We start from the raw sequence: 22,616 nt of genomic DNA, 5'->3' as shown, positions 1-22,616 counted from the left end.
AAAGGACGTAGAAACGCTCCCGAGCGTCCCTCATCCCTGTCTTCGTTCCGCCTTTGGCGAAAGCGTCCCGATGCCCCGTTCCCGTCCTGCCCCCGATGACGAAGCCGAAGCGGCGGCGGAGGCCCGCTTCACCCTGCCGGGCGACGAGCGCCCGCTGGCGGCGCCGGTGGCGGCGGTGATCGCGGCGCTGGAGGCGGACATCATTGCCGGCCGCATCCTGCCGCGGAACCGGCTGATCGAAGACCATCTGATGGAGGATTACGGCGCCAAGCGCCATGTGGTGCGCGCGGCGCTGGAAGAGCTGGAGCGGCTCGGCGTGGTGGTGAAGCCGCGCTATCGGGGAGCGGAACTGCGCCGCTTCGACAAGGCCGAGATCGCGCGGCTCTATGACATGCGCGAGGTGCTGCACCGGGCGGCGGTGGCGCGCATCCGCCCGCCCTCGGAGGAGGCGCTGAAGCCAGTGCGGCACTGGCTGGAGGCCCATGCAGCGGCGGCGCGCGAGGGCGACCTCGTCGCCATCCACCGCACCAACATGATGTTCCACGATGCGGTCTTCGCCCTGTGCGACAACCCGTTTCTGGTGGCCACCATCCGCCAGCACGACTGGCTGAGCTTTCCCATCCGCGCCTATGGGGTGGCGGATGCGGCCGCCCTCGCCCAGGCCTGCGACGAGCACCGCACGCTGGTGGACCTGCTGGTGGCTGGCCAGATGGAAGAGCTGGAGGCGCTCACCATCTCCCATATGAGCCGCGCCCGGCGGCTCTATGAGGAGAAGTTTCTGACCCGCGCGCGAACCCCGGCGGCCTAAGCGCGAGCTTGGCCAGACGGGCTCCCCGAATGGAAGGCCATCGCCTTTTGTGTCGGCAAATCAGGGCGAAGCGGGTATGAGGGGTGACCTTCCTGCCCGGCCCGGGCGACACCTGCAAGAGCCTGACATGACTGTGACGGACACCCTCGACGCCTTCGTCCCCCACGGCCATTTCGACCGCGCGCCCACCGGCGACGGGCCCCTTTCGGGCCGCATCTTCGCGGTGAAGGACTTCTTCGACGTGGCCGGCGTACCCACGGCGGCAGGCAGCCCGGACTGGCTTGCCACCCACGACATTCCCAGCCGCAGCGCGTCCGTAGTGGACAAGCTCTTGGCCGCCGGCGGCCATCTGGTGGGCAAGACCCACACCGACGAGCTGGCCTGGAGCCTGAACGGCGAGAACCATCATTACGGCACGCCCATCAACCCGGCCGCGCCCGGCCGCATCCCCGGCGGGTCGTCCTCCGGCTCGGCGGCGGCGGTGGCGGGCGGCCTCGTGGACTTCGCCGTCGGCTCCGATACCGGCGGCTCGGTGCGCCTGCCGGCGAGCTATTGCGGCATCATCGGGCTGCGCCCCACCCATGGGCGCATCGCCATCGACGGCGCGGTCCCGCTGGCCCCCTCCTATGACAGCGTCGGCTGGTTCGCCCGCGACCCGGTTCTGTTCGCGCAAGTGGGCGCGGTGCTGTTTGGTGGCCTTGCGGAGGTCGGCGCCCCCGGCCGCCTGCTTCTGGCGCGCGACCTGTTCGAGGCAGCGGGGCCTGAGGTGAGCGCCGCCCTCGCGCCCGCTCTTGCGCGGGTGGCCGAGCGGCTCGGCACGGCGGAAGAGGTGGATGTGGCCAAGGGCGCCCTGCCCGCCTGGCGCAATGCCTTTCGTCTCATCCAATCGGACGAGGCCTGGGCCGCCCATGGTGCGTGGGTGCAAAAGGTGAAGCCCAGTTTCGGCCCCGGCGTGCGCGAGCGCTTCGCGGCTGCCTCGGCCCTGGATGCCGGGGAAGTAGCCGCAGCGCGGGTGGTGCGCGACGAGGTGCGGGCGCGCATGGATGCCCTGCTCGGCAGCGATACGCTCATCGTGCTGCCCACCGCGCCGGGCATTGCGCCCTTGCGCAACACCCCCGGCGATGCCCTGGAGAGCTTCCGCGCGCGGGCGCTGGAATTGCTCTGCCCCGCCGGCCATGCGGGCGTGCCGCAGATTTCCCTGCCGCTCGGCACGCTGGAGGGTTGCCCCGTCGGCCTTTCGCTGATGGCCCCGCGCGGCAAGGATGAATATCTCCTCGCCGCCGCGAAAACCCTACTCGGCTGAGGAGCCTATTCGGCGGCCAGAAGGCCGCCGCCCTCGGTGACGCGGCGCAGGTGATGGGCGGTGTCGCCGAGCATCAGCTCGATCATGGCGAGGCGCCGGAAATGATGGGCGCCCAGATATTCCATGGTCATGCCGATGCCGCCATGGAGCTGCACCGCGCTCTGGCCCACGAAGCGCGCGGCGCGGTTCACCTGCACCTTGGCGGCGGACAAAGCCAGGCGCCGCGCTTCGGCATCCTCCGCCTCCGCCATCATGGCCGCATAGAGCGCCATGGAGCGCGCCTGTTCCAGCGCCACCAGCATGTCCGCCGCCTTGTGCTGGAGCGCCTGGAAGGTGCCGATGGCAACGCCGAACTGCTTGCGGGTCTTCAGATAGTCCACCGTGAGGGCAGTGAGCGCCTCCATAAGGCCGACTGCCTCCGCACACAGCGCCGAGATGGCGCCATCCACCACCTTCTCCACCACGGGCAGCCCGGCATCGCCGACGCCCAGAAGCGCATCGGCGGGGACGAAGACATCCGTGAGGGTCAGGTCCGCCGCCCGCCCGCCATCCTGGGTCGGATAGGCCGTGAGGGTCAGCCCCGGCGCGTCCGCCGGCACCAGGAAGAGGGAGATGCCCTCCTGCGCCCGGCGCTCGCCGCAGGTGCGCGCGCTCACCACCAAGAGGCCGGCGGCATCGGCGTTGAGCACCACACTCTTGCGCCCGTCGAGGCGGAAGCCGCCCTCCACCGCGCGGGCCGAGGTGGCGACATCATTCAAATCGTAGCGCGCCTGCGCCTCGCCATGGGCGAAAGCGAGGCGCAGCGAGCCATCCATGACCTTGGGCAGAATGTCCGCCCGCTGCGCGGCGCTCCCGGCCCAGCGCACGGCACCGCCCCCCAGCACGATGCTGGCGAGATAGGGCTCGGGCGCCATCACGCGCCCTAGCGCGGCCGTGACGATCTGCACGTCCACCGGCCCGCCGCCAAAACCGCCATCGGCCTCCGGAAACGGCAAGGCGAGGAGACCGAGCTCGGCCAGCGCCGCCCAGCCTGCCTCTGGAAAGCCCAGGGGCGCTGCGCGGGCGGCGGTGAGCTGCTCCAGCGTGCCATAGGTGTCGGTGGCCCAGCGCTCCACGCTGTCTTTGAGGAGAAGCTGCTCGGAGGAAAGGTCAAAATCCACAGCGCATCCCCCTCACAGGCCCAGGATCGCCTTGGCGATCACATTGTGCTGGATCTCGTTGGACCCGCCATAGATGGAGACCTTGCGGTGGTTGAGATAGACCGGCGCCGCCGCTTCCGCGAAGGCGAACAGGCCGTCCATGTCGTCGCCAAGGCCACCCCGCGCCGCAATCCCCTGCGGGCCGGCCAGTTCCAGCAGCAATTCGGTGGTGGCCTGCTGAAGCTCGCTCCCCTTGATCTTGAGAATGGAGGAGGCCGGATCGGGCTTGGTGGGATCGCGTGTGGCCTGCGCCGCCACCACCCGCATCTGGGTGATCTCCAGCGCTTTGAGCTCGATCTCCACGGACGCGAGACGGCTGCGGAAATCCATGTCGTCCCACACGGTCCCCGCCCCCGCAGGCGTCACCCGCGCGAGGCGCTTGACGCGGGCGAGGCGCTCCTTGGACATGCCGATGCGGGCGATCCCGGTGCGCTCGTTGGAGAGCAGGAACTTGGCATAGTCCCAGCCCTTATTCTCCTCGCCCACCAGGAGCTCCGCCGGCACCCGCACATGATCCAGGAAGATCTCATTGACCTCGTGCCGGCCATCAATGGTGATGATCGGCCGCACGGTGATGCCGGGGCTGTCCATGGGGATGAGCAGGAAGGAGATGCCCGCCTGCTTCTTGGCCGACGGATCGGTGCGGGCGAGGCAGAACATCCAGTCCGCATATTGGCCGAGCGTGGTCCAGGTCTTCTGGCCGTCGACGATGTAATGATCGCCCTCGCGCACCGCCCGCGTCTTCAGCGAAGCGAGATCCGAGCCGGCGCCGGGCTCCGAGAAGCCCTGGCACCACCAGTCCTCCAGGCTCTTGATGCGCGGCAGGAAGCGGGCCTTCTGTTCCGCGCTGCCGAAGGTGGCGATCACCGGGCCCACCATGAAGCAATTGAACTGCAAGGGCAGCGGAACCGCCGCCTGCATCAGCTCTTCCATGAAGATGTAGCGCTCAACCGCGCTCCAGGGCTGGCCACCATGCTCCACCGGCCAATGGGGCACCGCCCAGCCCTTGTCGTTGAGGATGCGTTGGGAGGTGACGTAGTCCTCCCGTGCGAGGGGACGCCCTTCCGAGACCTTGGCGCGGATGGCGGCTGGGATCTCGGTGCGAAAGAAGGCCCGCACCTCCTCGCGGAAGGCGATCTCCTCGGGTGTGAAGCGCAGGTCCATGGCGGTTGCCCTCTATCCTGACCTATGCCTTGTCGGCGAAGGAGCCGCCCTGCTCCGCCAACGTTCGCAGCAAGGCAGCGGGGCGCAGGCTCTCGTCGCCCGTTTCCTCGGCGAAGGTGTCCAGCGCTTCCACGATCTTGGAAAGTCCGACGCTCTCCGCCCAGTGCATGGGGCCGCCGGTGAAGGGGGGCCAGCCATAGCCGTTGATCCAGACGAGGTCGATGTCGCCAGCCCGGGCCGCGATGCCTTCCTCCAGGATGCGCGCGCCCTCATTCACCATGGGATAGAGCAGGCGCGCCATGATCTCGTCCGGCGTGAAGGCGCGGCGCGTGATGCCCCGCTCGGCGGACAGGGCGAGGATGAGCGCCTCCGTCTCCGGATCGCGCTCGCCCTTGCGGGCGCCAGCCGGATACAGATAGACGCCGCGCCCGGTCTTCTGGCCGAAATGGCCCCGCTCGCACAAGGCGTCCACCACCGGGGCCTTCACGCCCGTGACCTTGCGCGCCCGCCAGCCGATGTCGAGGCCCGCGAGGTCCAGCACCGCGAAGGGGCCCATGCGGAAGCCGAAGGCGGTGAAGGCGTCATCCACCTCGTGGGGCAGCGCGCCGGCCAGCAGCACGCGTTCGGCCGCCTGGCTGCGCTTGGCCATCATGCGGTTGCCCACGAAGCCGTAGCACACGCCCACCACCACCGGCACCTTGCCCAGGCGGCGGCCAAGATCGAGGCCGGTCATCAGCACGTCCGGTGCGGTGGCCTTGGCGCGCACCACCTCCAGCAGGCGCATGACATTGGCCGGACTGAAGAAATGAAGCCCCACCACATCCTGCGGCCGGCTGGTGGCGGCGGCGATGGCATCCACGTCCAGATAGGAGGTGTTGGTGGCCAGGATGGCGCCGGGCTTGGCGACGCGGTCGAGGGTGCCGAAGATATCCTTCTTCACCGCCATGTCCTCGAAGGCGGCTTCCACCACCACATCGGCCTCGGCCGCCGCCTCCAGGCCCACGCCGCCCGAGATCAAAGCCAGTTGCGCCGCCATGGCGTCCGGCGCGAGAGAGCCGCGCTTCACGGAGGTCTGGTAATTGGCCTTGATGCGGGCGAGCCCCGCCTCCAGGGCCTCCGCCTTCACCTCGATGAGGGTGACGGGAATGCCCGCCTGGGCAAAGCACATGGCGATGCCGCCGCCCATGGTGCCGGCACCGATGACGGCGGCGCGGGCGATGGGGCGCGGGCGCACCTCCTTGCCGATGCCCGGCACGCGGGCGGCCGCCCGCTCGGCGAAGAAGAGATGGCGCAGGGCCTTGGAGCTGGGATCCTTCACCAGGTCCTGGAAAGCGGCGCGCTCCACCGCCAACCCGTCCTCGAACGGCAGGTCCAGCGCGGCCCTCACGGACTTGGCCAGCGCCGCCACATTGGGCATGCGCGGGGCGCGCTTGACGGCTTCGGCGGCGGCGGCCTCGAAGGCGGCGCGGTCGGCCTCGGAGAAGCGGTCGGCCCGGTCGCGCACGCGCGGCAATTGGGGCTGGTCTGCCAGCTCAAGGGCAAGGCGACCCGCCTCCGCCAGCAGGTCGGCCTCTTGCAGACGGTCGGCAAGGCCCGTGGTGAGGGCCTCCGCCGCATCCACCGGCTCGCCGCTCGCCATCAATTCGAAGGCACGGGCGGCACCAAGGATGCGGGGCAGGCGCTGGGTGCCGCCAGCACCTGGAATGATGCCGAGCTTGATTTCCGGCAGGCCGAGGCGGGCCTTGGGGCTGACCACGCGGGCATGGCACGCCAGCGCCAGTTCCAGGCCGCCCCCAAGCGCCACACCATTGACGGCCGCCACCACGGGCTTGGCGCTGGCCTCAACCGCCTGGAGCACCTCCGGCAAGGACGGCGATAATGGAGGCTTGCCGAATTCGGAGATGTCCGCCCCTGCCACGAACGCCTTGCCCGCGCCCGTGACCACCACCGCGCGCACCGCGGGGTCCGCATTGGCTTGCGCGATGCCGGCTGCGATGCTGGCGCGCACGGCGGCGGAGAGCGCATTGACCGGAGGATTGTCGATGGTGAGGCGCATCACGCCATCCGCACCTGCTTCCGTCCGCACCGGTCCCATGGCATCCTCCCTCTCATTCTGCATTGCAGAATTGAAGTTCACAGTTATGGTCGTGTTGGGCTATGGATGAGCCCATGTCAAGCCATGTCCGGCATTGGCTTGGCGGTTCAGCAACGTGCATTCTGCATTGCAGAATGACTACGGCGCTGCGTCTCGCCGCCCCCTTCTGAGGCTCCTTCATGCCCCGCGTTCAGCCCCCTCAGACCGATGCCGAAGACGGATCGAAAGACGACCGCCATTTCGTGACAGCGCTGGCGCGGGGGCTGGAGGTGCTCTCGGCCTTCAAGCCGGGAGAGACGCTGCTGGCCAATCATGAGATCGCGGCCCGCTGCGGCCTGCCCCGCTCCACCGTCTCGCGGCTCACCTACACGCTCACGAAGCTTGGCTACCTGCATTTCGTCGAGGAAGCAGGGAAATACCGCCAGGGCACGCAATTGATGGCGCTGGGCTCGGTGGCGCTCGGCGGCCTTTCGGTGCGCCAGATCGCCCGCGCCGGCATGCGCGAGCTCGCCACCTTCTCGGACGGCACGGTGGGGCTCGGCGTAAGGGACCGCCTGAGCATGCGCTATGTGGAATGCCTGCGCGGCACGGCAGCCATCTCGCTCAACATCGACGTGGGCTCACGCATGTCCATGGCGCGCAGCTCCATGGGCCGGGCCTATGTGGCGGCGCTGGCGCTGGACGAGCGCGCGGCGCTCTATGATGAGTTGAGCCGGGTCGATCCTCTGGCCTGGCCCAAGCTCCAGCAGGGCCTGGAACAGGCGCTGGAAGATCATCGCACGCTCGGCTGCTGCTGCTCCTTCGGGGAGTGGCAGGAAACGGTGAGCGCCATCGCCGTGGGGTTCCGGCCCGGCGGCGGGCTCGACCCCATGGTGGTCAATTGCGGGGCGCCAACCGTCATCACCTCGCCCGACTTCCTTCTGAAGGACGTCCGGCCACGGCTCATCGCCCTGGCCCGGCGCCTCGAAGGCGTGATGGGCGCCTGACCTGCGCCCTCAATGGCCCCCGCCGCCGCCCTTGTTCACCGGCCGGCGCATGAGGGGGGCGAAGAAGAAGAGGGTGACGAACAGGCCGGTCAGCACCAGAAAGACATCCGAAAAAGCCATCACTTCCGCCTGGATGCGCACCTGGCCGGCCAGCTTCTTGAGCGCCGCCAGCTCCGCATCGGACCCGAGCGCGGAGAGCGCCGCCGTCATGGTGTCCAGCCGCTCCACGGCCGCACCCCGCGCCCATTGCACGCTCTCGTGCAGGCGGGCGAGGTGGAGGTCCCAGCGATTGTTCAGCACCGTATTGATGAGCGCGAGCCCCACCGCCCCACCTAGATTCCGGGTGAGGTTGAACAGGCCCGAGGCATTCTTCAATTGTGCCGGCGGCAAGGTGCCCAGCGAGACGTTGTTGATGGGGATCATGGCGGTCATCAGCGACACGCCGCGCAAAATCTGGGGCACCAGCAATTCCCAGAAATCCCAATCCTTGGTGATGTAGGTCACCTGCCAGGTGCCGATGGCAAAGCCCAAGAAGCCCGCCGCCATCATGATGCGCGGATCCACCTTGGCCGAAAGCCGCCCGGCTATGGGCGCGGTCAGGAACATGGCAAGGCCCGAGACGAACATGGTCTCGCCGATCATCAGGGCCGAATAGCCGCGCACCCGGGCCAGATAGAGCGGATAGAGATAGGTCAGGCCATACAGGCCGATGCCCATGACGAAGCTGAAGGCCGAGCCCACCGCAAAGTTGCGGTTCGCGAACGCCCGCAACTCCACCACCGGGTGACGGGCCATGAAGGCCCGCGCGAAGAAGGCGACGGAGGAGAAGGCACAGACCACCGCGAAGGCGAGGATAGTGTTGTCCTCGAACCAGTCATTGGTGGGCCCTTCCTCCAGCACATATTCCAGGCTGCCCAGGAAGCCGGCCATAAAGAGAAGGCCCCACCAGTCGAAGCGGTCGAGCAAGGACAGGTCCGGCTCGTCGAAATCCACCAGGATGGCGCAGGCGATGGCCACGAAAATGCCAGGCACCACATTCACCAGGAACAGCCAGTGCCAGGAGAAAAGGTCGGTGAGATAGCCGCCAACGGTCGGCCCGATGGTGGGCGCCAGCGTCGCCACCAGCCCGATCATGGGCGAGACCACCGATTGCTTCTCACGCGGGAAGACCGAATAGGCCGCCGCGAACACGGTGGGGATCATGCCGCCGCCCAGGAAGCCCTGGAGGGCGCGATAGACGATCATCTGGCTGATGGTGGTGGCGGTGGCGCATAACAGGCTCATGGTGGTGAAGCCCACCGCCGAGGCCACGAACAGCCAGCGCGTGGAGAAGGCCCGCGACAGGAAGCCTGACAGCGGGATCATCACCACCTCGGCGATGAGATAGGAGGTCTGGACCCAGGAAATCTCGTCCGAGCTCGCCGCCAGCCCCGCCTGGATCTCCGCCAGCGAGGCCGAGACGATCTGGATGTCCAGGATCGCCATGAACATGCCGAAGACCATGCACAGGAAGGCGAACATGCGCCGCCCCTCGGACGAGGGACGGGCCGTCGCGGCGGGCAAGGCGAGGGTACCGGACATGACGGGCCTCAGCTGCGCGTGTCGACGATGGCGTTGACCGACATGCCCGGCCGCAGCACGCCGGCCTGGCGTGCCTCGTCGTCGAGCTCGATGCGCACCGGCACGCGCTGGACGATCTTGGTGAAGTTGCCCGTGGCATTCTCCGGCGGCAGCAGGCTGAAGACCGAGCCGGAGGCTGGCGCGATGCTCACCACGCGGCCATGGAAGGCACGGCCGGGAAAGGCGTCCACTTCCACGTCCACCGCCTGGCCGGGATGCAGGCGGCCGAGCTGGGTCTCCTTGAAATTGGCATCCACATAAACCTTGGAGATAGGCACCAGCGCGATGAGGCGCGTGCCCGCCTGCACCAATTGCCCCACCTGCACCGCCCGGTTGCCGACGATGCCGTCAAAGGGCGCGCGCACGAAGGTGAAGTCCAGGTTGCGCTTGGCCTGGTCGCGGGAGACCGTCAGTTCCGCCAGCGTGCGGGAGGCCTCGGTCTGCTGGGCCTTGAGCACCGCCACATTGGCCTGAGCCGAGGCGACCGCCGCCTTCGCGGCGTCTACGGCCGCCTGCGCCTTGTCGCGGGCGGCGACGGCGTTTTCGAGCGTGGAGCGGCTGGCAAATTCCGACTTGGCGAGCTTGGATTGCCGCTCATAGTCGAGCTGGGTGCGGTTCAGCTCCGCCTCGTCCGCCGCCAGTTCCGCGACCGCCTGATCCACGCTCGCCTGCCCGGCGATGATCTGCTGGCCATAGCGGGCGATGGTGGCCTGCTGGGTGGCGATCTTGTCCTCCGCCGCCTGGAGGGAGAGGGCATAGTCGCCATCATCGATATGGGCGATGACGTCGCCCGCATGGACGGGCTGGTTGGTGTCCACGTCGATGCTGACGATATGGCCGCCCACCTTGGCCGCCAGAACGGAGGTATCCGCCGCCACATAAGCATCGTCGGTGGAGACCAGGAAGCGGCCCACCGTCCACCAGTTCAAGCCGTAATAGAAGCCAGCTGCCCCGGCGAGGACGAGCACGGCGCCAAGAATCTTGCGCTTGCGGGACGGCTTTCGCGCATCCGCCTGGTCTGCCGGCTGAGACGCGGGTGCCTGCCCGTCCGGGCGCTTGGCAGTGACGTTAGGCGCCTCGCTGCGGGGCGCCTCCGCCTCCGCGCGCGGCTGGGATGCTCCGGTGCGCTCCGGCATCTGGGAGGCCTCCCGGGTCGGGGGCGCATCCTCTCTCTTCAGAAGGACTGGGGCCATGGTCTGGGCCATTCTGGGCCTCGCTTGAGCGGGCGGTGATAAAACTGAAACGTTCAGTTCATATTTCTTTACATATCAAACCAAACGGTTTAGTCAATGGCTTTGACAGGCATGGACCGGACCGCTTAAGTGACCGGGCAAGGCGTCCCATTGTTCGGACCAACTCAGGTGCTTCCGAACAGGGAAAACTGCCCGGAGCCCATTGAAGGTCCACGGCCTTGCCGCTCACACTGGCGCCACTGCCGCAGGACGGCGGCGGGGCTCTCGGGCCGAGGGAGACATGAGCACGACCACTTCAGCTGCGCCTGCACGCACGGGCGCCCGCCAGGAACCCGAGTCCGCCAAGCGCCGCGACATCCTCGACGGCGCGCGACGGGTGTTCTTCGACAAGGGCTTCGACGGCGCCAGCATGGACGAGGTGGCAAAGACGGCCAGCGTTTCAAAGGCCACCATCTATGTCTATTTCAGCAGCAAGGAGGAGTTGTTCGAGGCCCTCGTCCTGAGCGAGCGGAGCAAGTCCGCCGAACGCCTCTTCGAAGTGGATGGCACCAGCGACGACGTCGCCGGCCTGTTGCGCCAGATCGGCATCTCCTTCCTGACCATGATGGTCGAGCCCGACCATATCCGCCTGGTGCGCATGGTGATGGGCGTGGCGGAGAAATTCCCCCGCGTGGGCCAAGCCTTCTTCGAGGCCGGCCCCTGCCAGGGCGGGCGTCGCTTAGCGGATCTCCTGCGCCAGCAGGCGGAGCTCGGCCGCCTCCAGATGCAGGACGAATTGAAGGCAGCCCACCTCTTCTTCAACCTGTGCCACGACAAGACCGTGAAGGGCCTGCTCTTCGGCTGCAACGCCCCACCCACTGCCGAGCAGATCGCACAGACGGTCGACGAGGCGGTGCGCGTCTTCCTGGCGGCTTACGGGCGTTAGAACGTCTCAAATCCTCTAGCAGGACGGGCGCGGGAGCCGGGCTATTGCGCCGCGGCTGGCACGGCCCCTTGGGACGGACGCACCGCCGGCACGCGTCCCTGCACCGTGTCGTGGATGAAAGCGAGCTTCTCCACCACCGCCGGCGGGATGACAAAGGGATAAAGGTCCGGCTGCCCCATGGAGCGGTTCAGGCAATTCACCGCATAGGTCAGCGGCAGCCAGGCGTCGATGATCCGGCGCACGTCCCGGACCCGGTGGGGGTCGAAGGAAATATCGGCCTGAAGGGCCGTATCGTCGGTGATGTCCGGATCGATGCGGATGCCGAAGGCTCCCGCCATTTCCAGCGTGTCCAGGATGTGCAGATAGTGGGAGAATGTCTCGGCCCAGTCCTCCCAGGGATGCATTGTGGCGTAGGAACTCACGAAACGCTCCTGCCAGTCTGCCGGAGCGCCCTGCTCGTAATGACGGTTCAACGCCTCCCCATAATCGTCCCGCTCATCGCCGAAGAGGGCGCGGAAGGCCTCCAACTGGCCGCCGTCGCGCACCAGCTTGTCCCAGTAGAAGTGCCCCACCTCGTGCCTGAAATGACCGAGCAAAGTGCGGTAGAGTTCGCCCATGGAGGCGCGCACCTTCTCCCGCTCAGCATCATCCGCCTCGCGCAGGGACAACGTGATCACGCCATTGTCGTGACCGGTGAGCACCTTCGGTCCCTGCGGCGGATCTGCCAGGAAGTCGAACACCAGCGGCTCGGGATCCCCGCTCCCCGGCGTGGGCAAGGGGAGCTTCAGGCGGATGAGCGAATAAAAGAGGCGCCTCTTGGCCTGCTCGATCTTTTGCCAGTCGCGGTGGTTCTCCGGGCTTGATAAGTCCGGGATGGTGCGGTTATGGCGGCACGCGCGGCAATAGGCTTCCCCCTCCCCCGCATCCACCATCCAGTTGCAGGCATAGCTTTCCCAGTTGGCGCAGAAGCGATAACGCGCCTTGGGATTGGCGAGCGCCACCCAGGTGGCCCCGTCCGGCTTCACCGCGCTGAGCGCCCCCCGGTCGGGCAGGTAACCCAGCCGCAGGCCGCACTTCACGCAGGTGGTGTTCTCGAAATAAAGCACCTGCTCGCAGTTCTGGCACTTGAAGAGCTGCATGGATGGTTCTCCCCGCCCGCCTGATGCGGCCGTCGACGGCGCACAACGCATCCCGCGCGAGGCGGTTCCCCCTTGCGCAACGCCCAACGCAACGTCGCAACGTCCAAGACAAAAGCAATCGCCCCTTTTCCGCTCCTCAAGCGTGGCAGGAGGAACCTGCGGGCCGTCCCTCCGTTGGAAGGTCAGGCCGGGACGGACACGCGGTCACCGGAGGCATAGGGCGCCTGCATCGGGTGCCTCGCACCTGAAGTGATCACGCGGACTCCCGCAAAAGCGCCCGCAACGGGCGCGCCTCACAGCACATGGAGGGAGAGAACCATGGGTCTTTTCTCGAAAGACATCAAGACTATGGACGACCTGTTCGTCCACACCCTGCAGGACATCTATTATGCCGAGAAGCGCATCGTGAAGGCGCTTCCCAAGATGATCGACAAGGCGAGCGACCCCACGCTCAAGCAGGCATTCCAGATGCATCTCACGGAGACGCAGGGCCATGTGACCCGTGTCGAGGAAGTCTTCCGCATGCATGGGGTGGAAGCCAAGACCACCACCTGTCCGGCCATTGACGGCATCATCGACGAGGCCGAGGACATCGCCAGCGAGGTGGATGATCCGGAAGTGCTCGACGCCGCCCTCGCCGCCGCCGCCCAGGCGGTGGAGCATTATGAGATGACCCGCTACGGCACGCTGGTCGCCTGGGCCAAGCGCCTGGGACGTGCCGACTGCGCCCGCGTCCTGGAACGCAACCTCGCCGAGGAAAAGGCGGCGGACCAGAAGCTCACCTCCATCGCCGAGGCGAAGCTCAACATCCGCGCGGCGGAGTAACCGCCCGCCACCGGGAGATGCGGGCCGAGCGGCCCGCATCTCCCTCAGGGCACTTCCGCGAATTGTTCCGCATAGAATTGCGTCGCCTTGAGGCCGGAGCCGGTGAGCACCACAACGGTCTCCTCGCCGTCCGTTATAACGCCCGTGGCCACCAGGTGCTTCAGCCCGGCGAACGCATGGGCTGAGGTGGGCTCCGTGTAGAAGCCCTTCGATGCCAGGAGCCGCGCCGCGCCGATGATATTGGCCTCGGGCACCGCCGCGCTGGAGCCGCCCGTGTCGCGGATGGCTGCCACCAGTTCCTGCAAGCGGATGGGTGCACGGATCGCGGTGCCTTCCGCCACGGTCGGATGGACCTCCAGCGGCGCGCCGCCGCGCCATGCGGGATGAAGTGCGGCGTGAATGGGGCAGCAGTTTTCCGGCTGGGTCACGAAAATCCGCGGCATGCGGGAGATTTCCCCGGCCGCCAGCAATTCCCGGAAGGCCATGTGGCAGCCGAGCACATTGCTCCCGGCGCCGGTGGGAATGATCACGTTGTCCGGGGCGCGGAACCCAAGATCCTCCCAGATTTCAAAGCCCAGCGTCTTGGTGCCCTGCAGGAACATGGGATGCCAGTTGTGGCTGGCGTAATAGGTCGTCTCGGCCGCGCGCATGGCGGCCTCTTCCGTGTCCTGCCGGGTGCCGGGAACCAGCGTCACCTCCGCCCCATAGGCCCGCGCCTGGGCGATCTTCGCTGGCTGGGTATAGGCCGGCGCGAAGATGCCCACGCGCATGCCGGCAGCGGCGCCATAGGCAGCGATCGCGGCCCCGCCATTGCCCGAGCTGTCCTCCACCACCCGATCAATTCCGAGCGCGCGCAGGTGAGAGATGAGCACGGACGCGCCGCGATCCTTGAAGGATCCGGTGGGAGAGAACCACTCCAGCTTGAGGCGGCAGGAGATGCCGTCGATGGTGGCTGGAACGAGTGGAGTGAGCCCCTCCCCCAGCGACACCGCGCCCGCGGCATCCACCGGCAGGGCGGCGGAATAGCGCCAGATGGAGCGCTGCTCCTTGCGGATCTCACGGCGCGTGAGCCCCTCCATGGGGGTCATCATCAAGGGATGGCCTTCGGGCGAGCGCCAGGCCAGGGTCAGGAGCGGGAAGTATTTGCCGGTGCGGGGATCAAGAAAAGCGGGTGCTTCGGAGGTCATGAGGGCACGTCAGGCTCGCGACAGAACAGGGCTCCGGCACCTTAGGAGGGAGGATGCGGAGCCGCCCATTGATCATTTCGACAAAATGTCGAAAACTGATTTTATGTCAACTAAATTGTCGAAAACGGACAAAATGTCGAAGCGCTCCGAACATGAGCTGATCCTGCGGGAGGCCGGAAAGATCGCGCAGGCGCTCGCGGAGACGTTCGCGCCCCTATGCGAGGTGGTGCTGCACGACCTCACCAACCCGTCCCATGCCATCGTCACGATCGAAAACAATATCTCCGGCCGTGCCGTTGGAGATCCGGCGACCGAACTTGGGCTCGCACGCATCGGCGATCCAGGGTTTCCCGATAAGCTGGTCAATTACGCCAACACACTGCGCGACGGCCGGCAGGTGAAGAGCACCTCCATCGGCCTCAGGGACAGCAGTGGCACCTACGTGGCAGCCCTCTGCCTCAATATGGACGTGTCGTACCTCAACGGCATGGCCGACTATATCCGGGCCTTCACCGCCATTCGCGCCGGGGACGGCATGACGGAGAGGATCCAGGGGCCGCGGTCGGAGGACATCCTAAAGCGCATCCGCGATTTTTCCGCCGCCCGCAACAAGGAGCCGAAATCGCTCACCACCGCCGAAAAGCGCGATCTGATGGCGCTGCTGGAGGATGAGGGGCTGATGTTGCTGAAGGGGTCCGTGGACCTAGTGGCAAAGGCGCTCGGCACTGCGCGCAGCAGCATCTACTACTATCTGAACAAATAGGCCGCCAGCCGCATGCGGGCGGAGCGGGGCGAGGCCCGCCCCCCTCTCTTTAATTCCCCGCGCCCGTGCGCACGATGGTGCCCACATGCTCGCCCCTGAGCGCCGCCGTGAGGCGGCCGGGAATGAGGCCGTTGACCACCTGCACATGGGTGAGGTGGCGGGCATTGGCCATCAGTTCCGGCAGCACGCGGTCGAAGGGCAAAGCCCCCTCGGTCGCGGCCAGCGCGGCGGCGTGGACGTCCGGCAGGAAGCGGGCGCTTGCCCCCTCCGGCCCGTTGGGATCGGCGGAATAGACCCCATCCACGTCCTCCACCAGGGTGAGCCCCGCCGCACCCAGCGCATCCGCCAAGAGGAAGGCGCCCGCATCCGCCCGGTGCATCGGAATGCGGGAATTGGGGAATTCGTGGTGGTGATAGGGCGGAAAGGCACTGCCCACCACCGCGCGGGCGGCGGAGAGGTGAATGGCGAGCTGGCTGGCAATGGTGGGATGCTCCACATAGGAGACCCCTTCGCTGGCCAGAAGGGCCGCCAGGATATGCCCGTTCTGCCCGGCCTCGCTGGCGGCGAGTGGGGCGAGCGAGCCCACCGGAAGCCCGAGATCGAGCCCGACGCTCATGACGTGCCGCGCCCGTACCCCAGCGCCGGTGAGGATGAGCAGCCGATGCTCGGGAAGGAGCGCCCGCAGTTCCGCCACGATGGGCAGGATGGCCGCGGCGCCACGATCCATGATGGAGCGGCCGCCGATCTTCACCACCTGCAGCCAAGGCAAGAGGCGGATGGGCGTGCGCCCCGCCACCGGCGAGGTGAGATCGCGGTCGAGCAAGGTCTGGCGGGCGAGCGCGGAGGCCAGATGCTTGATGGAGTTGGCGGTTTCAGCCATGGCGCGCCCCTCAGTCGGCAGTGATGATGGTGCCCACATGCTCGCCCGCCAGCGCGCGGGTGAGATTGCCGGGCACGAGGCCGTTGACCACCTGCACCTGGCGCACATGGCGCGCGGCTTTGAGGAGATCCAGAACCGGAAATTCGAGGATGGAATCGTGCAGGCCCCGGGCCTTCATCTCATCCACCGAGATCTGCGGGATGAACGAGGCATCCTTGGCGGTCTTGGGATTGGCCGAATAAAGCCCGTCCTCGTCCTTCACATAGATCATGGCCTTGCAGCCGAACTGTTCGGCCACCAGGAAACAGCCGGCATCGGTGCGGTAGGGCGGGATGACGCCCTGGGCGGCCGGGCGCATCCACAGCGCATAAGGCGGCATGCCGCCGAACACCACCGCATTCACCTCTTCCAGATAAAGCGGCACAGCGGACAGGCCCGCCGCCTCCACCGCCGGAATCCCGTGCTTGGCCAACAACTGGCCGAGCATGGCCGCATTCTGCCCCGCCACCGAGGCGCCGAGCTGGGAGAGGAGGCCAGCCGGCAAGCTGAGATCGGCGGCGATGGAATAAAGATGCCGCGCCCGCGTGCCCGCGCCGGTGCCGATGAGCAGCTTGTGCGCCTTTCGGGCCGCCACGATCTCATCCACCAGCGGATAGACCGCTGCGCGGCCGCGATCGATGACGCTCTGGCCGCCGATCTTAATCACCGTGGCATCGGGAAGGATGCGCACGTCGCCTGCCGTTTCGGCAGCCGCGAGCAGCTGCGGATCGGTAAGAGATCGCTGCATCAGGAGCGTTTCAAGCTCCGCTGTGGGTCCGGCCATGCGCGCGCCTTTCGATGGGCTATCCTATGCCTGGAAGGGAATAGCTGGATACCGATTAGCACACCGCACAACAATCTGGGAAACTACGTACCTGCCCCGCGCACGCACCATTCTCGGGCGCCGCACCCGAAGTCAGCCCCAGGCAACCGAGCCCCGCTAGCCCTGGAGGTGGAAGGGCAAGGGGCGCTGTGGGTGCGTCCGGCTCTTGCCTGCGAAGAGGACGGAGCATGGACAGCGCGCAGTTGCCCGAGGATTTCGAGGCGCATCCGCCGCAAGCGGGCGCTGTTTCGGCGTCCACGCCCCCGTCCACGCCCCCGTCCACTCCTCCGTCCGCGCCTGGTCCGGTCGTTGGCCGGGATCAATCCCCTTCCGAGGGCAAGCCGCCCATCGTGCCGGGCTTTGCCTTCCGCCCGACCGCCATTGCGGGCGCCTATGAAGTGGAGATGATCCCCTTCCGCGATGCGCGCGGCACCTTCAGCCGGGCTTTCTGTGCCGATACCTTTCGCGCTCAAGGCCTGATGGACCGCTTCGTCCATGCCAATCTGTCCGGCAATCCCGCCAAGGGGACGCTGCGGGGCCTGCACCTTCAGGAGCAGCCCCGTGCCGAGGTCAAGCTCGTGCGCGCGACGCGCGGGCGGGTGCAGGACGTGGCGGTGGACCTGCGGCCGGCCTCGCCCACCTATCTGCGGTGGGCCGGCGTCGAGCTCTGCGCCGACAAACAAAACGCCCTTTATGTGCCGGAGGGCTGCGCCCACGGCTTCCTCACTTTGGAAGACCAGTGCGAGGTCTTCTACCTGGTGTCCGACGTCTATGCGCCGGACCTCGCCCGCACCTATCGCTGGGACGACCCCGCCTTCGGGATCGAATGGCAGATCGCCCCCACCCTCATCTCCGACCGCGACGCGGCGGCGCAGGATTATCGTCCATGACCATGCCCACCCCCTCGACGGCCGGGAACGGCGTCACGCTGAGCATCTGCATCCCGACCTATAATCGTGCCCGGTTCCTTGAGCATCTGTTCCCTCAGATCAAGGCGTGGGGCGAGAGCTGGGACTTCAGCTATGAGGTGGTGGTCTCCGACAACCATTCCACCGACGACACGCCCGACGTGGTGGAGCGCCACCGCGCCGAAGGCCTGCCCATCCGCTATTTCCGGCAGGAGGAGAACAAGGTTCTCTTCAACCTCATCAGCGTGTTTCATCGGGCCGAAGGGCAATATGTCCTTTACCTCGCCGACGACGATCTCCTGATCCCCGAGGCGGTGGCCGACAACATCCATTTCATGATGGCCAACCCGGAGATCCGGGCCTGCTATACGCCGTGGGAGGTCTATGACGACCTCAACAAGACCACCACCTGCCTCTTCTACCACCAGCCGGATGATCTGAAAGTCTTCAAGCCCGGCGAGGAAGCGTCGCTGCTCGGCTATGTGGTGGAGCACCACATCTTCCCGGAAATCGTCATCTACCGTGCCGACGCCGCCCGCCAGATCGCGGCCGCGCCGCGCTTCTGCTACTGGGCCTTCAGCTATATTGCCGGTGTCATCGCGGAAGGACCCGTGGCCTTCCGGCGCGTGCCCTATTTTCGGTCGGTAACGCTCACCCCGGTGATGCCGGAGCGCACCCAGGCGGGCATGGATGATGCCATGACCATCTGGGACAATTATCGCGGCGGCATCGAATACATGATCTTCAGCCTGCTGCGCCGGCATAACCTTGCCCTGAACGGGGAAATGCGGCAGGCCTTCCGCGACATGGTGGACGTGTTCGTGGAGACCCGCATGCGGGTGGCCCTGCGCCTCTGGCTCCAGCGCAAGGACTTCATCCGCGCCTATGAGATCATCTGCCGCCTGACCTATCTGGACCCGCGCCGGCTCGCCGATTTCGAGCATATGGACCAATTGCCCGTCCTGGTGATGGCGCAGACGCTCGCCCGCTTCGCCAACGGCGTCGCCGGCATCGACCGGTTGCTGGTCAGCGGCGTGGATGACGGCCAGGCGCTCGGCCAATTGTTGCGCGACGTGGGGCTGGAGCGGCGCATCCTGGTGCTGCCGCCGCCCGCCGAGCCGACGCAGAAAACGCTGGCCGGCAGTATCGTCTTCGTCCCCGAGGAGGCGCAGCGGCAGGGCTTCCTCGACCAGGGCTATGCGCCGGGCCTGGTGGTGAGCGAACGCGACATCCGCCAGTCGGTCCTGCTCTGACCGGCGCATGGTGCGCCGGAGTCCAGGAGCGCGCCTTCCCAATGCACCCGCATGTTCCCCGGCCCAACGGGCGAGGATCATGCGGGTTTTTCTTTTCGAGGCTGGCGCAAGGCGCGGTGCGACGGATGCCTTGGAAATGATGCCTCGGGGATCCTGCAGGCTGCCGCACCCGCCCGCTTGCGCACGCGCCGGCCGGCGTCCGTTCAGGGACGCATGTCCAGTCCGAGCGCGGTCAGGCTCGCATCCTCGGGGAAGCAGGCATGGAAATGGCCGAGGCTGCCCTTGGCGCAGGTCCGCCCCATGAGGCGTTGCGTGGCGCCCATGACGTCGGCCCGCTCACCCAGGGTCGAGAGGAACCAGCCGCGCGGATCCACGCCGAGGGCCGCGGCGAAATCCCGGGACCGGCGCGGCATGTCCATCATCCCGGCATAGACGCGCGAGAGGGTGCGCAAGGTGGCGCGCGGCGTGCGGGTGCGCCGCATGTCCGCCGCTGCCCGCGCCGACAAGGGGTCCAGCAAGGAAGGCGTGCGATGGAGTGCATCGAGAAGCGCGACGCATCGATCGGCATCGTGCACCACATGGCCGTTGCGGCCATCGCGCACCAGGCTGGTCTCGGCCGCATTGTCGAACACCAGGGGCACCACGCCGAGCGACATGGCTTCCACCAGCGCATTCTCGGCGGTGCCGTAATGACCGGGTGTGAGCAGATAGAGAAAGAGGTCCAGCTCGCGAAGGACAGAGGCAGGATCACTGGCATAGCCCATGAAGCGCACGCGCTCTGGATGCCGCATGCCGGCCGCCCGCGCCGCCACTTCGCCGAGCGGGTCGAGATGGCCGAAAAAGGACACCCGCAAATCCGCATCGACGGCGTCGATGATGTCGAACACCTCAGGGTGGAGCTTGATGAAATCCACCGTGCCCAGATAGCCGCAACGCAAAGGCGCGCGGGCGGGCGGCCGGACGATGGGGGAAAAGCCGAAGCCGGAATTGGCCACCGCGAACCGCTCGCGTCCCGCCGCGATCACCGGCTCCAGATTGGGCGCGGCATAGGAGCAGGGTGAGGTGAAAAGGGTGTGGTCTGCCAGCGCAGGCAGGCGTTCCGGAATCAAGGGCGCATTGAGGCCGGAAATGTGCGTCCACAGCGCAAGGCGCATGGGCGGGAGATCAGCGGTGGCCAGCAGGGCATAGAGGCGGGGATGGTTCCACCACTCCACCTGCACGATGTCGCTGGCGGCCACCAGCGCCGGAATCTCCTCCACCGGCGGCGCCACCACGATGCGCCCCCCGGCGGCCGCAATGCGGGCCACATAATCGAGGTCCTTCGGGGGCTCCAGGAGCACAAACGTGTGCCGCATGCGGGCCACCTTGCCGCGCCCTCTGGCCGAGGCCTCCATCAATGCCGCATGGGCCTTGCCCACGCCGCCGCCCAGATGGGCACTGATGTGGAGGATCTTCATTCAGCCGCCACGGGAAGCACAACGGTGCCGCCAGGCGCGGGAACCGCGGGATCAAGCTGAACCGCTGCCTTGAAGCGCGCCAGCAGCTCGCCACGATAGGGGTCGATGTTGTCGGGGAGGCAATGGGAAAGCTGGCCGCAGCCGCCGCACACCGCATTTTCCCGCCGCCGTCCCTCCAGATGCTGGAGGCGTAGCGCATTGAGCGCCGGTGCGTTCCAGATGTCCTTCAGCGACGTGGTGCGCACGTCGCCCACCACCAGCTTGCGGCCCCAGTCCAGGAAGCAGGAGCTCACCAGCCCGTCGGCATTCACCGAGATGCCGTAGAAGATATAGGGGCAGGTTTCGGTCTCGCCGACGGGCTGCTGGTAGATGCCCTGCGAGATGGTCACGCCGGTGTGGGCCTCGATGTCGAATTGCGGCCAGCAGGGCGCGAAATTCTCGATGAAGATGCGGTCGCAATGGTCGCCGAATGTGTCGAAGAACTCCTGGCGCTGCGCCTCGCTGATCAGCTCGCCGGGGATCTTCACCACCACTTCGCAATTGCCCTTGTTCTCATAGAGCCAGCGCACATTGCGCACGAAGCCGTCGAAATCGAAGTCGACGCCGGTGAAGCGGCGATATTGCTCAGGTGTCATGCCGTCGACGGAGATGTTGATCTTGTCGAGGCCAGCTTCCAGCACAGGGCCGAGGCGTTCGGGTGAGAGGAAGGTGCCGTTGGTGGTGGTGTCCACATAGTCCACCTGACCGCTCGCCTTGGCATAGGCGATCATGTCGGCCAAGCGACGATTGAGGAAGGGCTCGCCATCCTTGTAGAGGCGCAGCACCTTGATGGGACGGGAGAATGCCGACAGGTCGTCGATGATCTTGGTGAAGACCTCGAACTTCATGGCGCCCTGGTAGCGGCCGGTCTCGCGGATGAGGTCGCGATGGCCGGTGGGGCAGAAGCTGCATTGGAAATTGCACGCGCTCGCCGGGTCCACGAACACGATATAGGGCGCGTCGAGGGGAATGACCGTCTCCAGCCGCGTGCGGCCCTCAAGGTTGATACGCGGCTTGATCTCGGCCTTCATGATCGCCCTTCCCCTCCTTGTCAGCGCACGGCCGGCGCCAGATTGCAGACACCGACGACGGCGGTCGGATCGCCGGGGCGGGGGGGCGCGCTGCCGAATTCCAGCAGGTCGCGGCGCCCCAGGGCGTCCGCCGTCCGCTCCGCCAGTTGCCGGACCGTGACGGGCACACCTGAGCAGATGTTGATTGCGCCAGGCTGTCGGCTTTCAACGATGCCGGCGACCATGGCGCCGGCCACTTCCACATCCAGGAAGTCGCGCACCTGCGTCCCCGCCGAGAGGCGCGCCACCTCGCCGGCGGCGAGCTTCGCCTTGATATGGGCGACGAGGCGGCTCGGATGCTCGCCCTCGCCATGGAGATAGAACAGCCGCGCCCAGGAAAAGGTCGTCTCGCAGTTGACCTCGCTGCCGGCGAAGAAGGCGGTCAGCATCTGGAAAGTGGAGAGCTTCGCCGTGGCATAGAGCGTGTCGGGGCCGAGCAGCGCGTCCACGGTGAGATGGTCGCCCGGCAAGGCATATTCAAAGCAGGTGCCGATGCCGATGAGGTGAGGCACGCGCGCGGCCGCAACGCCCTGCGCCAACGCCAGCGTGCCACGCACGCAATCAAGGTTCGCAGGCGAGGTCAGATAGAGGCCGGGGGTGGCGATCCAAGCCGCATGGATCACCGCATCCACGCCTTGCGCCGCCTGTCCCCAGAAGGCGGCGTCCTGCGCAAACAGATCGGGGGTCTCGATCACCTGCGCCGGAAATCCCAGCCGCGCCGTCGTGCACGCGCGCACCACCGCACGCACCCGATCCCCTTGACGCACCAGCGCCTTGTGGATCTGGCGGCCGACAAAGCCGGTCGCCCCTGTGAGCAGCACCGTGCGGGGCGGGCGCGGCGAAGCGCCGGCGGTGGAAGAAGGGAGCACCATGAGTCCTCGCGGGCAAAGCTTGCCGTGCCTTAGTCCATGCGCATGGTGCCAGGCTGACCATTCCCGTG

General features: G+C 67.0%; 20 protein-coding genes. 8 read left to right on the top strand and 12 right to left on the bottom strand.

Annotated features, from left to right (window positions below; translation table 11 throughout):
- The first annotated feature begins 70 nt into the window (after positions 1-70).
- Positions 71-808, top strand: coding sequence for a GntR family transcriptional regulator (locus tag J5J86_RS01890; protein WP_209103218.1), 738 nt, complete (start codon positions 71-73; stop codon positions 806-808).
- Positions 809-935: 127 nt separating this feature from the next.
- Positions 936-2,111, top strand: a complete 1,176-nt coding sequence (locus J5J86_RS01885) for an amidase (protein WP_209103217.1) — start codon at positions 936-938, stop codon at positions 2,109-2,111.
- 5 nt (positions 2,112-2,116) lie between these two features.
- On the opposite strand, the gene J5J86_RS01880 is transcribed toward J5J86_RS01885, so the two are convergent.
- From J5J86_RS01880 to J5J86_RS01870, 3 genes are read right to left on the bottom strand one after another with little or no spacing between them, the layout of a single operon-like run.
- Positions 2,117-3,271: an acyl-CoA dehydrogenase family protein gene (locus J5J86_RS01880; protein WP_209103216.1), complete on the bottom strand. Its 1,155-nt coding sequence runs from the start codon at positions 3,269-3,271 to the stop codon at positions 2,117-2,119.
- Between the two features lie 12 nt (positions 3,272-3,283).
- Positions 3,284-4,474, bottom strand: coding sequence for an acyl-CoA dehydrogenase family protein (locus tag J5J86_RS01875; protein ID WP_209103215.1), 1,191 nt, complete (start codon positions 4,472-4,474; stop codon positions 3,284-3,286).
- Between the two features lie 22 nt (positions 4,475-4,496).
- Positions 4,497-6,569: a 3-hydroxyacyl-CoA dehydrogenase NAD-binding domain-containing protein gene (locus J5J86_RS01870; RefSeq protein ID WP_209103214.1), complete on the bottom strand. Its 2,073-nt coding sequence runs from the start codon at positions 6,567-6,569 to the stop codon at positions 4,497-4,499.
- 179 nt (positions 6,570-6,748) lie between these two features.
- Here J5J86_RS01870 and J5J86_RS01865 point away from each other — a divergent pair, with 179 nt between their 5' ends.
- Positions 6,749-7,555: an IclR family transcriptional regulator gene (locus J5J86_RS01865; RefSeq protein ID WP_209103213.1), complete on the top strand. Its 807-nt coding sequence runs from the start codon at positions 6,749-6,751 to the stop codon at positions 7,553-7,555.
- Between the two features lie 9 nt (positions 7,556-7,564).
- On the opposite strand, the gene J5J86_RS01860 is transcribed toward J5J86_RS01865, so the two are convergent.
- Together J5J86_RS01860 and J5J86_RS01855 are read right to left on the bottom strand one after the other, a co-directional pair.
- Complete coding sequence (locus J5J86_RS01860; protein ID WP_209103212.1) at positions 7,565-9,136, bottom strand: DHA2 family efflux MFS transporter permease subunit; 1,572 nt, start codon at positions 9,134-9,136, stop codon at positions 7,565-7,567.
- Between the two features lie 8 nt (positions 9,137-9,144).
- Positions 9,145-10,311, bottom strand: a complete 1,167-nt coding sequence (locus J5J86_RS01855; RefSeq protein WP_209103211.1) for an HlyD family secretion protein — start codon at positions 10,309-10,311, stop codon at positions 9,145-9,147.
- Positions 10,312-10,648: 337 nt separating this feature from the next.
- On the opposite strand from J5J86_RS01855, the gene J5J86_RS01850 reads away from it, so the two are divergent.
- A complete protein-coding gene (locus J5J86_RS01850) occupies positions 10,649-11,293 on the top strand; it encodes a TetR/AcrR family transcriptional regulator (protein ID WP_209103210.1) in 645 nt (214 codons plus the stop codon).
- Between the two features lie 41 nt (positions 11,294-11,334).
- Here the strand turns inward: J5J86_RS01850 and J5J86_RS01845 are convergent, their stop codons facing one another.
- Positions 11,335-12,432, bottom strand: a complete 1,098-nt coding sequence (locus tag J5J86_RS01845) for a zinc-binding metallopeptidase family protein (protein WP_209103209.1) — start codon at positions 12,430-12,432, stop codon at positions 11,335-11,337.
- A gap of 318 nt (positions 12,433-12,750) precedes the next feature.
- On the opposite strand from J5J86_RS01845, the gene J5J86_RS01840 reads away from it, so the two are divergent.
- Positions 12,751-13,257, top strand: a complete 507-nt coding sequence (locus tag J5J86_RS01840) for a YciE/YciF ferroxidase family protein (protein WP_209103208.1) — start codon at positions 12,751-12,753, stop codon at positions 13,255-13,257.
- A gap of 44 nt (positions 13,258-13,301) precedes the next feature.
- On the opposite strand, the gene J5J86_RS01835 is transcribed toward J5J86_RS01840, so the two are convergent.
- The gene (locus tag J5J86_RS01835) at positions 13,302-14,444 is read right to left on the bottom strand and encodes a threonine synthase (RefSeq protein WP_209103207.1); all 1,143 of its coding nucleotides are present in this window, start codon (positions 14,442-14,444) and stop codon (positions 13,302-13,304) included.
- A 133-nt stretch (positions 14,445-14,577) separates the two neighbouring features.
- On the opposite strand from J5J86_RS01835, the gene J5J86_RS01830 reads away from it, so the two are divergent.
- A complete protein-coding gene (locus J5J86_RS01830) occupies positions 14,578-15,207 on the top strand; it encodes a helix-turn-helix transcriptional regulator (RefSeq protein ID WP_209103206.1) in 630 nt (209 codons plus the stop codon).
- A 49-nt stretch (positions 15,208-15,256) separates the two neighbouring features.
- On the opposite strand, the gene J5J86_RS01825 is transcribed toward J5J86_RS01830, so the two are convergent.
- Both J5J86_RS01825 and J5J86_RS01820 read right to left on the bottom strand, forming a co-directional pair.
- On the bottom strand, positions 15,257-16,087 hold the full coding sequence (locus tag J5J86_RS01825; protein WP_209103205.1) for an amino acid kinase family protein: 831 nt from the start codon (positions 16,085-16,087) through the stop codon (positions 15,257-15,259).
- 10 nt (positions 16,088-16,097) lie between these two features.
- The gene (locus J5J86_RS01820) at positions 16,098-16,910 is read right to left on the bottom strand and encodes an amino acid kinase family protein (RefSeq protein WP_209103204.1); all 813 of its coding nucleotides are present in this window, start codon (positions 16,908-16,910) and stop codon (positions 16,098-16,100) included.
- Between the two features lie 443 nt (positions 16,911-17,353).
- Between J5J86_RS01820 and rfbC the strand changes: the two genes are divergently transcribed.
- Both rfbC and J5J86_RS01810 read left to right on the top strand, forming a co-directional pair.
- A complete protein-coding gene (gene rfbC, locus J5J86_RS01815) occupies positions 17,354-17,839 on the top strand; it encodes a dTDP-4-dehydrorhamnose 3,5-epimerase (protein ID WP_247658373.1) in 486 nt (161 codons plus the stop codon).
- A complete protein-coding gene (locus tag J5J86_RS01810; RefSeq protein WP_209103202.1) occupies positions 17,836-19,110 on the top strand; it encodes a glycosyltransferase family 2 protein in 1,275 nt (424 codons plus the stop codon). Before rfbC ends, J5J86_RS01810 begins: the two co-directional genes overlap by 4 nt.
- 203 nt (positions 19,111-19,313) lie before the next feature.
- On the opposite strand, the gene J5J86_RS01805 is transcribed toward J5J86_RS01810, so the two are convergent.
- Genes J5J86_RS01805 through J5J86_RS01795 form a run of 3 tightly spaced genes read right to left on the bottom strand, consistent with a single transcriptional unit; the run spans position 19,314 to position 22,548 of the window.
- Entirely contained in the window at positions 19,314-20,567 is a 1,254-nt protein-coding gene (locus J5J86_RS01805; protein ID WP_209103201.1) for a glycosyltransferase, read from the bottom strand.
- Positions 20,564-21,637, bottom strand: coding sequence for a radical SAM protein (locus tag J5J86_RS01800; protein ID WP_209103200.1), 1,074 nt, complete (start codon positions 21,635-21,637; stop codon positions 20,564-20,566). Before J5J86_RS01800 ends, J5J86_RS01805 begins: the two co-directional genes overlap by 4 nt.
- A 20-nt stretch (positions 21,638-21,657) precedes the next feature.
- Positions 21,658-22,548 (bottom strand): NAD-dependent epimerase/dehydratase family protein, encoded by an 891-nt coding sequence (locus J5J86_RS01795; RefSeq protein WP_209103199.1) that lies wholly within the window; start codon positions 22,546-22,548, stop codon positions 21,658-21,660.
- Positions 22,549-22,616 lie beyond the last annotated feature (68 nt).

It is taken from the genome of Aquabacter sp. L1I39, assembly GCF_017742835.1.
In the GTDB taxonomy this organism is placed as follows: Bacteria; Pseudomonadota; Alphaproteobacteria; order Rhizobiales; family Xanthobacteraceae; genus L1I39.
The sequence above is the reverse complement of the archived record's forward strand: the minus strand, read 5'-3'. Positions and strand labels throughout refer to the sequence as shown.